Origin of the sequence: Streptomyces sp. Sge12, from assembly GCF_002080455.1 — a bacterium.
In the GTDB taxonomy this organism is placed as follows: Bacteria; Actinomycetota; Actinomycetes; order Streptomycetales; family Streptomycetaceae; genus Streptomyces.
Genome location: NZ_CP020555.1, coordinates 4486664 through 4498824, shown reverse-complemented (window position 1 = coordinate 4498824; position 12161 = coordinate 4486664). Strand labels below are relative to the sequence as shown.

Annotated in this window: 11 protein-coding genes; 5 read left to right on the top strand and 6 right to left on the bottom strand. The window is 72.7% G+C overall.

The window, feature by feature from the left end; all coding sequences use genetic code 11:
• Nucleotides 1-7 precede the first annotated feature (7 nt).
• The gene (locus B6R96_RS20180; protein ID WP_052877084.1) at nucleotides 8-454 is read right to left on the bottom strand and encodes an SCO4402 family protein; all 447 of its coding nucleotides are present in this window, start codon (nucleotides 452-454) and stop codon (nucleotides 8-10) included.
• Nucleotides 455-672: 218 nt separating this feature from the next.
• Here B6R96_RS20180 and B6R96_RS20175 point away from each other — a divergent pair, with 218 nt between their 5' ends.
• Complete coding sequence (locus tag B6R96_RS20175) at nucleotides 673-1962, top strand: ABC transporter substrate-binding protein (RefSeq protein ID WP_081525167.1); 1290 nt, start codon at nucleotides 673-675, stop codon at nucleotides 1960-1962.
• 127 nt (nucleotides 1963-2089) lie between these two features.
• Here B6R96_RS20175 and B6R96_RS20170 read toward each other — a convergent pair whose 3' ends face one another.
• Complete coding sequence (locus B6R96_RS20170; RefSeq protein WP_159396346.1) at nucleotides 2090-3355, bottom strand: hypothetical protein; 1266 nt, start codon at nucleotides 3353-3355, stop codon at nucleotides 2090-2092.
• A gap of 108 nt (nucleotides 3356-3463) precedes the next feature.
• Complete coding sequence (locus tag B6R96_RS20165; RefSeq protein WP_030390659.1) at nucleotides 3464-4843, bottom strand: hypothetical protein; 1380 nt, start codon at nucleotides 4841-4843, stop codon at nucleotides 3464-3466.
• Nucleotides 4844-5065: 222 nt separating this feature from the next.
• On the opposite strand from B6R96_RS20165, the gene B6R96_RS20160 reads away from it, so the two are divergent.
• From B6R96_RS20160 to B6R96_RS20150, 3 genes are all read left to right on the top strand, one after another.
• Nucleotides 5066-5746, top strand: coding sequence for a bifunctional DNA primase/polymerase (locus B6R96_RS20160; protein ID WP_030390660.1), 681 nt, complete (start codon nucleotides 5066-5068; stop codon nucleotides 5744-5746).
• 171 nt (nucleotides 5747-5917) lie between these two features.
• Nucleotides 5918-6760, top strand: coding sequence for an ABC transporter ATP-binding protein (locus B6R96_RS20155; protein ID WP_030390661.1), 843 nt, complete (start codon nucleotides 5918-5920; stop codon nucleotides 6758-6760).
• A complete protein-coding gene (locus B6R96_RS20150; RefSeq protein WP_081525166.1) occupies nucleotides 6757-8457 on the top strand; it encodes a transporter in 1701 nt (566 codons plus the stop codon). Before B6R96_RS20155 ends, B6R96_RS20150 begins: the two co-directional genes overlap by 4 nt.
• A 102-nt stretch (nucleotides 8458-8559) precedes the next feature.
• On the opposite strand, the gene B6R96_RS20145 is transcribed toward B6R96_RS20150, so the two are convergent.
• The 3 genes from B6R96_RS20145 to B6R96_RS20135 all read right to left on the bottom strand — a co-directional run bounded on the left by B6R96_RS20145 (nucleotide 8560) and on the right by B6R96_RS20135 (nucleotide 11102).
• Nucleotides 8560-9078: a hypothetical protein gene (locus B6R96_RS20145; RefSeq protein WP_053173629.1), complete on the bottom strand. Its 519-nt coding sequence runs from the start codon at nucleotides 9076-9078 to the stop codon at nucleotides 8560-8562.
• A gap of 171 nt (nucleotides 9079-9249) precedes the next feature.
• Nucleotides 9250-10119: an alpha/beta fold hydrolase gene (locus tag B6R96_RS20140; protein ID WP_030390664.1), complete on the bottom strand. Its 870-nt coding sequence runs from the start codon at nucleotides 10117-10119 to the stop codon at nucleotides 9250-9252.
• Nucleotides 10120-10409: 290 nt separating this feature from the next.
• Nucleotides 10410-11102 (bottom strand): metal-dependent transcriptional regulator, encoded by a 693-nt coding sequence (locus B6R96_RS20135; protein WP_030390665.1) that lies wholly within the window; start codon nucleotides 11100-11102, stop codon nucleotides 10410-10412.
• A 258-nt stretch (nucleotides 11103-11360) separates the two neighbouring features.
• Between B6R96_RS20135 and B6R96_RS20130 the strand changes: the two genes are divergently transcribed.
• A complete protein-coding gene (locus B6R96_RS20130) occupies nucleotides 11361-12116 on the top strand; it encodes an SIS domain-containing protein (RefSeq protein ID WP_030390666.1) in 756 nt (251 codons plus the stop codon).
• Nucleotides 12117-12161: the final 45 nt, after the last annotated feature.

Here is a 12161-nt window from a genome sequence, read left to right as displayed (position 1 = left end):
CAGCCTTTCACACCGCGCGGGTGAGGATCCTCAACACATCGAGCGAGGTGGGACGCACGTCCGGGTCGTCCCCGTCCGCCTCCGCGAGCCGTACGTGCGCCTCGCGCGCGGCACGTACCGCCTCGGGCCACGCGTGGTGCTCCAGGTAGGCGGAGACGGGGGCGTCGGGCCCGACCTGGTGGAGGATGCGGAGCACCCGCAGGACGGCGAGGTCGACGAGGGTCGCTTCCTGCGAGTCGCGGAAGATCGTGCCGACGTACTTCTCGGCGGACCAGCTGTCGAGCCAGGTGTCCTCGACGAGCCGGTACACGGCGTCGGTGACGTCCCCGTACGCCTCGTCGCCGGTCAGCCAGGTGTCCTCGTGGAAGGCCGGATCCGAGAGCATGTGCAGCGCCGAGCGCACGTTGCCGCGCCAGCGCCACCACGGCATGTCATTGAGGGGCATGCCGCCCATGGTGGAGGAGCGGCCACCGCGGCGGGAAGAGTTCTTCGAACCTTGGGCGAATGTCACGCTTTCGATCGTACGTTCCCGTTCGGTGCGATCTTGAAGCGCCCACGGGGGAACGGAACGGAACGCCCGTCACCGCCCGCCCCCGTAATTCACCTGGGCGTCACCGAATGTTGTGTCCAACTCACTCGACAGTTACCGGCGGGGCGGAATGGTGCATGGACATGACCGACTCGCGACGCGACGCATCCCCCTCCCGCATCCTCGTGGCCACGGTGATGGGTGCATGTCTCATCGCCGGGTGCGGGGCCCTCCCCGGGGGCTCGGGGGGCTCCGGCAAGACCGTCACCGTCATGACGTTCGCCCCGGAAGACACCAAAGCAACCAACATGCCCGGTATGACCGGCATGGCCAAGGCCTATGAGCGCTGGGTGAATTCCAAGGGCGGGATCAATGGGTACAGGCTGCGCGTACTGACCTGCAACGAGAAGAACACGCCCACCGGCGCCGCCGACTGCGCCCGCAAGGCCGTCGCCGAGAAGGCCGTCGCCGTCGTCGGCTCCTACAGCCAGCACGGGCGCGCCTTCATGGCCCCGCTGGAGGCGGAGGGCATCCCCTTCATCGGCGGCTACGGAGTCTCCTCCGAGGAGTTCCAGTCGCCGCTGTCCTACCCGGTGAACGGCGGCCAGTCCGTCCTGATCGCCGGCGCCGGCCACCAGCTGGGGCGCGCCTGCGACCAGGTCGCGCTGGTCCGCCCCGACACCATCGCGGGCGACACGCTGCCGGTCCTGCTCAACGCCGGACTGCGGGCCAACAAGATGGCCGACGCCGCCGACATCCGGGCCGCCGAGGACTCCGCGGACTTCGGGCAGCAGGCCCGCGAGGCCCTCACGCACACCAGCGGCAGCGGCAAGGAGAAGGAGAAGGACAAGGGCTGCGTCACCGCGGTCCTCGGCGAGCGCACCGAGACCTTCTTCGACGCCTTCCGCCGGACCGACACCCAGCGCAAGAAGCCGCAGATCTCCTCCGTGCTGGGCAGTGTCAGCCAGTCCCTGGTGGACCGCACGGGCGGCAAGGAGAGCCCCTTCGAGGGCGCGTACCTCACCAGCTGGTACCCGGTGTCCTCCGACCCCGTCTGGGAGCCGATGCGCAAGGTGGTCGCCGACTTCGCCTTCGGCGACGACACCGTCGACCCCGACGACAGCGGCGCGCAGACCACCTGGATCGCGTACACCGTGCTCGGCGAGATCCTGAAGCGCTTCAAGGAGGACGAGGCCGTCACCGCCCGCATGGTCAAGCGGTCGCTGAACGAGGCACAGCCGATCAGGACCGGCGGCCTCACCCCCGACCTGAGCTGGCGCTACCAGGACATGCGCGCCGTCGCCGGCTTCCCCCGCATCGTCAACGGCCAGGTCACCTTCCAGATCGTGCAGGCCGGACGGGTCGTGGCGCAGCCCGGCGAGCAGTCCCTGGACATGACCTCGACCCTGGAGCAGGCCCCGCGCACGGCCTGAGCGGCGCCGGGCGAGCCTGACCGGGCCGCCCCTGACCCGGACGCCCCTGACCCGGCCGCCCTGACCCGGCCGCCCCGACCGGGCCCGACCCTGGCCGGGCCGCACGGCCCGGCCACCACCGCCGGCCTCAGAGCTGGGACTTGTCGCGCTTCGTCAGGCCGTACTTGCCGGCGATCGTGTTCCACAGGGCGGCGGCGGACTCCTTGGCCTTCGTCGCCTCGCCGCTGGACTTGTTGCCGTCGGCGGCGTTCTTGGTGACCTTGGCCTTGCCGTCCTTGCACTTGTCGTCGTCCACGTCGTCGGCCCAGGCCGCGTAGCTGTCGTCGGCGTCCGCGCTGGACTGCCAGGCCTTGGTGAGGGACGCGGAGAGCTTGGCGTGGTCCGGGAGCCGGTCCAGCTTCAGCTCCTGGAGGCGGGTGACGAGCTCCTCGCGCTGACGGGCCGCGTCGCGCAGGTCGGCGGCCGCCTGGTCGAGATTGGCGCAGCCCTTGATGTCCTCCACGGCCTTGATCACCGCGGCCCGGCTGTCATTGCTGTCCGCGAGGAGCTTGTCCAGCTGGACGGCCTGCGGGCGGGCCGGGTCCACGGGAGCCTCGCCACCGGGGGCCGCGGAGGCGCCGCTCGCGGTCGGGGCGGCGGCGACCGCCCCGGGATCGTTGTTCTGCGGCTTGCCGTCGGCGAGCAGCGAACCGACCCCGAGCCCGACGACGGCCAGGCCGATGACCACCGCGCCGATGATCGCGGGCGAGACCCGGCGCCCGGGCTCCTGGGGCGGCGGGGGCGGGGCGTACTGCTGCTGCGGCTGCTGCTGGAACTGCTGCTGGTACTGAGGCTGTTGCGGCTGTTGCGGCTGCGGCGGGCGGGGCTGCTGGGGCCGCCGCGGCTGCTGCCGCAGCACGGGCTCCTGCACGGGCGGCAGGTGCTGGGTCTGCCCGGCGGCGTCGTCGCCGCGGAAGAGCCCGTCGAACCCCTCGACGGCGGGGACCGGCGGGATGTACTGCGTCGCCGCCTCCTCGTGCCCGGGAGCGGCCGGCACCGGCGGGATGTACTGCGTCGCCGCCTCCTCGTGCGCGGCGGCCGCCGGCACCGGCGGGATGTACTGCGTCGCACCCTCGTCGTGCCCGGGAGCCGCGGGCACCGGCGGGATGTACTGGGTCGCCGCCTCGGGCAGCGGCGGGTAGCCGTAGCCGTGCGGCTGCCCCGGACCCTCGTAGCCGGGCCCCACCACGTGCCCGGGCGCGCCCTCCGGGGCGGGATAGGCCTGCGGGTACCCGTACGCGGCCCCTGGGTGCGGCGGCTGCGGCTGCTCCGGGTACGCCGGATACCCGGACGCCTCGTCCGGACCCCACGGGGCACCCGGCTGGGGGGCGCCCCCTTGTCCGCTCTGCGTCACCGGGACTCCTTCTCCGACTCGCCCGACCCTACGGAACCGTCGGGTCACGCTACCCCGTCACGCACCGCCACCGTGAGAGCACCCCGAACCCGGTCCGGCCGCCCGGACCTACGCCGTCACCTCCAGCCGCGCCGCGAACTCCCGCACCGCCGCCTCCTCCCGGTACGGATCCAGCCGCGCCCGGAAGTCGTCCAGGTACTCCACCCCCCGGTTCGAGCGGAGCCCCTCCAGCAGCTCGGCAGCCCTCGTCGCCGTCTGGCAGGCCTGCTCCACCTCCCGCTGCTGCACCTGCGCCGCCGCCAGCAGCAGCAGCCCGATGGCCCGGCGGCGCTCCTTGCCCGCCGGAAGACCCCGGAGCGCCTCCTCCGCCCGCCGGGCCGCCGCGTCCGCCTGCCCCAGGTCGCGGTGGCAGTGCGCCAGCTCGTCCGCGAGGTACGCCGTGTCGAAGTGGCGGATCCACACCGGGTCGTCGCCCGACTCAGGCTCGGCCCGCTCCAGCGCGCTCACCGCCCGCCCGGACAGCACCGCCGTCGCCCGGGTGTCCCCGAGCAGCGCGTGCCCGCGTGCCTCGGCGGCGTAGAACATGGCCTCGACCCGCGGCGTGACCTGCCCCCGCGTCCCCTCCTGGGCGGCCCGTGCCAGCTGCGCGATCTCCCGCGGGTTGCCCAGTTCGGCCGCGAGGTGGCTCATGGACGCCGCGAGCACGTAGCCCCCGTACGCCCGGTCGCCCGCGGCCTGGGCCAGGCGCAGCGCCTGGATGTAGTAGCGCTGCGCGAGGCCGGGCTGGCCCGTGTCCACCGCCATGTACCCGGCGAGCTCGGTCAGCCGGGCCACTGCCGCGAACAGGGCCCGCCCGACGGGTTCCCGGTACGAGCCGCCGATCAGCCCGGACACCACCGAGTTGAGGTAGTGCACGACCACCGGCCGGACGTGCCCGCTGCCGAAGCGGTGGTCGAGGTCCTTGAGGGCCTCGGTGGTCGCCCGGACCGCCTCGACGTCCGGCATGCCGACGCGCGAGCCGCCGCTGCGGGCGACCTGGGTGTCGGCCCCGGTGATGAGCCAGTCGCGGCTCGGCTCGACGAGCGCGGAGGCGGCCACGCTGGAGCCCGCGAGGAAGTCGCGGCGGCCGACGTCGCTGCGCCACAGCTCGCAGACCTGCTCGATGGCGCCGACGACGGTCGGGGAGAACTGCAGGCCGACCCCGGAGGCGAGGTTCTTCCCGTTGGCCATGCCGATCTCGTCGATGGTGACGGTCCGGCCGAGCTTGCGCCCGAGCGCCTCGGCGATGATTCCGGGAGCCCGGCCGCGCGGCTGCTGGCCGCGCAGCCACCGGGCCACGGACGTCTTGTCGTAGCGGAGATCGAGGCCGTGCTCGGCCCCGCACATGTTCACGCGCCGGGCGAGCCCGGCGTTGGAGCACCCGGCTTCCTGGATGAGCGCCTGCAGCCGTTCGTTCGGCTGGCGGGCGACGAGAGGCCTGGCTGCCATGAAAACCCCCTGCTGACCGCGGGTGATCCGTTGGAATGATCACTTCCCGCCTGATGTGCGGAGAATCTTCCGCTCTGCGTCGTGTCGCTACCCAACTCCGGCGCCCCGGCCTCCTACGCGCCCCCACGCGTGCATCAGTGCGCCCCGTATGCAGGATCGATGCTCCGGCCGCCCCTTGGTTTACGCCCGTAACCCCGGGTGACCCGGGCAGTTGTGATGGGCGTGGAAGAGACCATCGGAGTCACGGAGACCGCACCCATCCCCAAGCAGCGCGGCGAGCAGCTGCTGGACCATGCCGTGCGGTACGCGGAAGAACGGCACTGGGATGTCTTCGCCGGCACCTGGTTGGAGCCCGCAGACGGCCGCGAGTTGTGCTCCTGCGGGGCGGCGGACTGCCCGGCGCCCGGCGCGCACCCGGCGGTGAAGGACTGGGCGGCGCAGGCCACCGGCAGCGCGGTGCAGGTCCGGCGGATCTGGGCGAAGCACCCGCAGGCCTCGATCCTGCTGCCCACCGGCCGGACCTTCGACGCGCTGGACGTGCCCGACTCGGCCGGATTCCTCGCGCTGGCCCGGCTGGAGCGGATGGAGCGCACCCTCGGACCGGTCACCCTCACGCCCGACCACCGGATGCTGTTCTTCGTCCTGCCGGGCGCCGGAGTGAAGGTGCCCGACCTCGTGCGCAAGCTGGGCTGGCCGCCGGCCACGATCGACCTGGTCGCGCGCGGCGAGGGCGAGTACGTGGCGGCGCCGCCCACCCGCTTCGGCGGGCGCGGCTCGGTCCAGTGGGCGAGGCGGCCCACGCCCGCCAACCGCTGGCTGCCGGACACGGAGGAGCTGATCGACGCGCTCGCGTACGCCTGCGGGAGCGAGGCCGCGGCGGACCGCAAGCGGCGCCAGGGCTGAGGCACCGGCGCCGGCACCCCGGCGTCGGCGTCGGCGCACCCGTGACAACCCGCCCCTTCAGCGCTGAGATCCGGGGCGAAAACAGATGACATACGTAACTGCTCAGGCCTCTCCCCCGCCTCCTATGGTGAAGAAGGAACGACCAACGGGGACGTAATGAGAGGCAGGCGCATGCCGGACCAGGGCGATGCGACGGGTGGGACGAACGGAACGGGTGGCGCGCGGTCCGCGCCGCCCGCCGTGCGGGTGGAAGGCCTGTGGAAGCGGTTCGGCGACCAGGTGGCCGTCGCCGGAGTCGATCTGGAACTGCCCGCGGGCCGGTTCATCGGCCTGGTCGGCCCGAACGGCGCGGGCAAGACGACCACGCTGTCGATGGTGACCGGGCTGCTGCGGCCGGACATGGGGCGGGTCCACGTCGCGGGGCACGACGTGTGGGCGGACCCGACCGAGGTGAAGGCGCGGATCGGCGTGCTGCCCGAGGGGCTGCGGCTCTTCGAGCGGCTGTCGGGGCGCGAACTGCTCGGCTACATGGGCCGGATGCGCGGACTGCCGGGCGAGGAGACCGACAAGCGGGCGACGCAGCTGCTGGAGGTCCTCGACCTGGCCGGCTCGCAGCACAAGCTGGTCGTGGACTACTCGACCGGCATGCGCAAGAAGATCGGCCTGGCAGCAGCGCTGCTGCACAACCCCGAAGTGCTCTTCCTGGACGAGCCGTTCGAGGGCGTCGACCCGGTGTCGGCGCAGACCATCCGCGGAGTGCTGGAGCGTTACACCGCCTCCGGCGCCACCGTCATCTTCTCCTCCCACGTGATGGAGCTCGTCGAGTCGTTGTGCGACTGGGTGGCCGTGATGGCCGCCGGACGGATCCGCGCCGCGGGCCCGCTCGCCGACGTACGGGGCTCCGCGCCCTCCTTGCAGGCCGCCTTCCTCGAACTGGTCGGCGCGCAGGGGCGGCACACGGCCGGGGACTCGCTGGAGTGGCTCGGCGGCGGTTCCGGGGCGGGATCGCGATGACCTCGCCCGCCAACCCGGCCGCCGGTCCGGCCGCCACCGTGACGACGTCCCCCACCGGGAGCACCGGAAGCACCGCGAGGGCCGGCAGCGCCGGTGCCTCTTCCGTCGCGGCGGTCCCGCTGACCCGGATCTTCGTCCGCCTCAAGCTGTCGCTGCTGCGCAACGGCCTCAAGGGCTCGTCGAAGCGCAAGGCCGCCTACTTCTCGACGCTCGCCTTCGCCCTCGTCGTCGGCTTCTTCGTGACGCTCGGCCTGGCCCTGCTGCACGGCAACGCCCACGCGGGCACCGTCGTCGTCCTGCTGGCCGCGATCCTGGCCCTCGGCTGGGCCTTCATGCCGCTGTTCTTCCCCACCGGGGACGAGACGCTCGACCCGAGCCGTCTGGTGATGCTGCCGCTGCGGCCCCGTGCGCTCGTACGGGCCCTGTTCGCCTCCTCGCTGGTCGGCATCGGGCCGCTGTTCACGCTGTGCCTGGCCGTGGGCTCCGTACTGGCCGTCGCGCGCGGCGCCGCCGGCGCGGTGGCCGCGGTGGTCGCCGCACCCCTGCTCGTCCTCGGCTGCGTGACCCTCGCACGGGCGGTGGCCACGGCCAACGTGCGGCTGCTGAGCAGCCGCAAGGGGCGTGACCTGGCCATCCTCAGCGGTCTGCTGATCGCCGTGGGCGGCCAGCTGGTCAACTTCGCCAGTCAGCGCCTGTTCCAGGCGGGCGGCCTCACCGCGCTGGAGCCCGTCGAGGCCGTGGTGCGCTGGCTGCCGCCGGCGACCGCCGTCGGCATGGTGGACTCCGTGAGCGAGGGCGCGTACGGGGTGGCGGCCGCCCAACTGGCCCTGACCCTGGCCGCCGTGGCCGCCCTCCTGTGGTTCTGGGAGCGGACCCTGACCCGGCTGATGGTCACCCCGGACGGCTCGACCATCGCGGCCGCCCGGCCGACGAAGGACCGCGGCGCGGGCGGCCCGGGATCCCTGCTGCCCGACGGCCGGACGGGTGCGGCCGTGCAGCGCACCCTGCGCTACGCCGTCCGCGACCCGAAGACCAAGGCCTCCTGGGTGACCGCACTGGCGATCGGCATGATCATCCCGGTCTTCAACGCCCTCCAGGGCACGGGGTCCGTCTACCTCGCCTGCTTCGGTTCCAGCATGCTCGGCATGCAGATGTACAACCAGTTCGGACAGGACACCTCGGCGTTCTGGATGGTCGCGCAGACCATCTCGTCGACGCGCGACGCCTATGTCGAACTGCGCGCGCGGGCCGTCGCACTGGCCCTGGTCACCGTCCCGTACACGGTCCTCGTCACCGTGGTCACGGCCGCCGTGATCGGCGACTGGTCGACCTTCCCCGCGGCGACGGGCCTGGCTCTGGCCCTGCTGGGCTCGATGCTCTGCACGGGGGCGCTGGCCTCGGCCCACTTCCCGTACTCCATCCCGTCGGACGGCGCCTTCAAGAACGTCGTCCCGGGCCAGGCCGGGCTCGCCTGGGCGGGCATCCTGGGCGGGCTGCTGGTCTCGGCGGTGATCTCCGCCCCGGTGATCGCCCTGACGATCTGGCTGAATGTGGCCGACCACCAGGACATCTCGTGGATCGTGCTGCCGGTGGGCGTGGCCTGGGGTGCCCTGGCCGCCTGGGCGGGCCTGCGGTTCGCGGCCCCGGCGGTGGCGCGCAAGCTCCCGGAGATCCTGTCGGCGGTCAGCAAGGGCTGACCGCCGGCCACTGGCCGTGCACGACCGGGCCGGCCCCCGCTCCCCTTCGGGAGCGGGGGCCGGCCCTTGTCGTGGGTCCGGCGCCGGGCGGGACCGCCGGTGTCAGTGGGCGGCGAGCAGGACCAGCGCGGCCGCGGAGCCCGTGAAGACGACGGCGTGGCGGAGGTTCTGGAGGTAGGGCATGACCCAGCGGGGGAAGCCCGCTTCGGCGGCGCGGAGCATGGAGCGGACGTCGATGCGCCGGAGTTCGGCGTCGTCCGACGCGGCGAAGGCGGCGGTGACGGACGGTACGGCGGTCAGGTTCGAGTAGAGGATCACGCAGTTCACGAGGATGACGAGCGGCTGGACGATCCAGGTGAGCGTCCCGGCCCAGGAGTTCCCGGCGAGCGCGAGCACGGCGGGCACGGTCAGGGAGACGGCGATCCCGACGGGGGCCCAGGTCTCGTGCCCGCCGGCGTCGAGCCGCATGCCATTCTCCGCCATGACCGTCGTACGGACCCCCTGGCGCCCCAGCTCGGCCTCGACGGCGGCCTGGGCGCGGGCCCCGTAGCGGCTGCGGACGAGAGGGATGCTCAGGAAGGCGGCGGCGATCAGGAGCTGCAGGGCGGCTACGGCGTTCATCGGGGTCCTCGTTTCTCGGGCTTGCCTGGCGACGTCGTCACCATGGGGCCGCCCCCTGACACGCCCCGAACAGCCCGCTGACAGACCGCTGACACGGAGCCCCGGGACTGTTGTCGCGGTACGGACAACAGTCCCGGGGCGCCGGGTCGGTGCGGGTCAGGTCAGGTCGGGTCAGGGCGCTTCGGCCTTGATCCCGTCGAGGAAGGGTTCCAGGACGGCGCGCCAGGCCGTCGGCTGGTCGTAGTGGAGGTAGTGGCCGGCGTCGGGGATTTCCGCGTACTGGCCGGCCGGGAGGACGCGGACCATCTCCTGGGCCTCGGCCCGGCCCAGCTCGCCGTCGAGGCCGCGGACCACCAGGGTCGGGCAGCGGACCTGGGCCAGCTCCTCCCAGTGCGCGTCGTGGACCCAGGTCTCGCGGGCCGTGAGCATCTGGCGGCGGGAGAAGAGCGGGCGCCAGCCGTCCGGCGCCTCGTGCATGACCTCGGCGAAGAAGGCGCCGCGGCCGGGATCGGGCCGCTCCACCCGGGGGTCGTCCTCGCCGAACCAGCGGCGGGCCGCGTCCTGGGTGGGGAACGGCAGGGGCCAGTGGTGGAACCAGTCCTCCCATTCCTCCTGGGAGGCCGCGCCGAGGGCGGAGGCGCGCATGTCGCAGATGACGAGGGCTTCGACCAGATCGGGGCGGCGGGCGGCGAGCTGCCAGGCGGTGAGGGCGCCCATGGAGTGGCCGATCAGGGTGACGGGGGCGAGACCGAGCTGCTCGACGGCGGCCTCGGCGTCGGCCACGAAGGCCTCGCGGCCCAGGGAGGTCGGGGTGTCGGCGGGCGGGCGGCCGCTCTGGCCGTGTCCGCGCTGGTCCAGGGCCACGACACGGTGGCGCTCGCGGAGCCAGCGGGCGGTGCCGGCCCAGTGGAAGGCTCGGCCCATCAGGCCGTGCAGTAACAGCACCCCGGGGCGGGGGTCGGGCTCGGCTTCTGCTTCGCGGAACTCCCAGGCGGCCAGGCGCACACCCTCGGCCCCTGTCACATCGACGCGCTGTACCACCGCAGATGCACCCCCTTCGCTCCCCGCCAGACTATCGAACCCGCATTCGAAAACGGGTCTCTCGCCCACAACACCGCTCTTTCGAGTGACCTTGCTCAAGGATTGGCCGCCGCTGCCGATGGAGATCCTTTCAACAGGGAGGCGGGCCGCTCGGGGAAGACGGTCCGAGGGGACGACCTTGAGAGCTCGGGGCTCCGGGTCACAAGGGGAGGACCGGTCCCGGCGCCGAAAGGCGCCGGGACCGACCACACCAAGAGCTGATCATCCGTACGGGTCGGGCCCCGAGGGGGTCAGCGCTTCGCGACGAAAACGTGCGAGGCGACTTCCACGTCCAGCTCGGCAGCCTCACCGCCGCTGCCGACCAGAACACCTCCGGGCGACTCGGTCACACTCACCACCGAGCCGGGCTGTACCCCTGCCCGCCGGAGCGTATACATCAACTGCGCGTCCGTCTGGATCGGCTCGCCGATCCGCCGGACGACGACGGTCTTGCCCTCGGTCCCCGGGTCGAGCTCGGACAGACTGACCATGCCGTCCTCCAGGAACGGGTCCGCCTCGGCCTTCTCACCCAGCTCCTCCAGCCCCGGGATCGGGTTCCCGTACGGCGACTCGGTCGGGTGGCGCAGCAGCTCCAGCACCCGCCGCTCCACCGCCTCGCTCATCACGTGCTCCCACCGGCAGGCCTCCGCGTGCACCTGCTCCCACTCCAGGCCGATGACATCGACGAGCAGGCACTCCGCGAGCCGGTGCTTGCGCATGACGCGCGTGGCCAGCCGGCGGCCCTCCTCCGTCAGCTCGAGGTGCCGGTCGCTGGCGACGGCCACCAGGCCGTCCCGCTCCATGCGCGCCACCGTCTGGCTCACCGTCGGACCGCTCTGGTCGAGCCGCTCGGCGATACGGGCGCGCATGGGGACCACGCCTTCCTCTTCCAGCTCGAGGATGGTGCGGAGATACATCTCCGTGGTATCGATCAGTCCGGACATTCGTGCCCCTCGGATTGCGTGCGCTGGCCCTGCCCCCAATTCTGACGCATCGGGCCGACAACCGTCCCGTGCCGTGGGTCAAGACCGCTCCCGGACATCTCCCGGACACCCCCCGCGAAGATCGCCCCGGGATGTCCGGGGCGCGCGACCGGGGCTTTCGGCGCTGGATTGACGTTCGTATTGACACGCCCTTGGTCCAGACCGCACGGTGAGCGGCGGACACGGACGCTCCCCCACCCCCGGAAGGGCCATCGGCGTATGAGCGAGAGCAAGCTGGCCGGTCAGTTCTTCGATGCCGCCATCGGTCTGCTGGAGCGGGTGCGGGACGAGGAGGCCCCGCGGATCGCGGAGGCCGGCTCCCTCGTCGCCGACGCGGTCGCCACCGGCAACCGGCTCTTCGCCTTCGGCGCCGGCCACTCCTCGCTGCCCGCCCAGGACGTGGTCTACCGGGCCGGCGGCCTGGCCCTGATGAACTTCCTCGCCGTCCCCGGCACCGCCGGCGTCGACGTCATGCCCGCGACCCTCGGCAGCGCCCTGGAACGGGTCGACGGACTGGCCGGCGCCGTGCTCGACAGCAGCCCCGCCTCCGCCGGCGACGTCCTCGTGATCATCTCCCTCTCCGGGCGCAACGCGCTGCCCGTCGAGATGGCGATGAACGCCCGCGCCATCGGCCTCAAGGTCATCGGGGTGACCTCGGTGGCGTACGCGACCGGGACGAAGTCGCGGCACGTCTCGGGCACCTTCCTCAAGGACCACTGCGACGTCGTCCTCGACAGCAAGATCGCGGTCGGCGACGCCGAGCTGACCCTCGACGGCATCGACGCGCCCTTCGCCCCCGCCTCCACCGTCGTGACCAGCGCGATCATGCAGGCGGTCATGGCGACGGCGGCCGGCGAGCTGGTCGCCCGCGGGGTGGAGCCCCCGCTGCTGCGTTCGGGCAACGTCGACGGCGGCCACGAGTGGAACGGCCGTGTGATGCAGGAGTACGGCGACCGGATCTTCTTCCGCCACTAGGACGTCTCTTTCGGATCTTGTCGGATCAGCCCGGGTCGTCCGGTG

Coding starts and splice junctions, on each gene's coding strand:
- B6R96_RS20130 (WP_030390666.1), top strand. CDS start 11,361: ATGAGCGAGAGCAAGCTGGCCGGTCAGTTCTTCGATGCCGCCATCGGT.
- B6R96_RS20165 (WP_030390659.1), bottom strand. CDS start 4,843: ATGGCAGCCAGGCCTCTCGTCGCCCGCCAGCCGAACGAACGGCTGCAG.
- B6R96_RS20180 (WP_052877084.1), bottom strand. CDS start 454: ATGGGCGGCATGCCCCTCAATGACATGCCGTGGTGGCGCTGGCGCGGC.
- B6R96_RS20135 (WP_030390665.1), bottom strand. CDS start 11,102: ATGTCCGGACTGATCGATACCACGGAGATGTATCTCCGCACCATCCTC.
- B6R96_RS20150 (WP_081525166.1), top strand. CDS start 6,757: ATGACCTCGCCCGCCAACCCGGCCGCCGGTCCGGCCGCCACCGTGACG.
- B6R96_RS20155 (WP_030390661.1), top strand. CDS start 5,918: ATGCCGGACCAGGGCGATGCGACGGGTGGGACGAACGGAACGGGTGGC.
- B6R96_RS20145 (WP_053173629.1), bottom strand. CDS start 9,078: ATGAACGCCGTAGCCGCCCTGCAGCTCCTGATCGCCGCCGCCTTCCTG.
- B6R96_RS20175 (WP_081525167.1), top strand. CDS start 673: ATGACCGACTCGCGACGCGACGCATCCCCCTCCCGCATCCTCGTGGCC.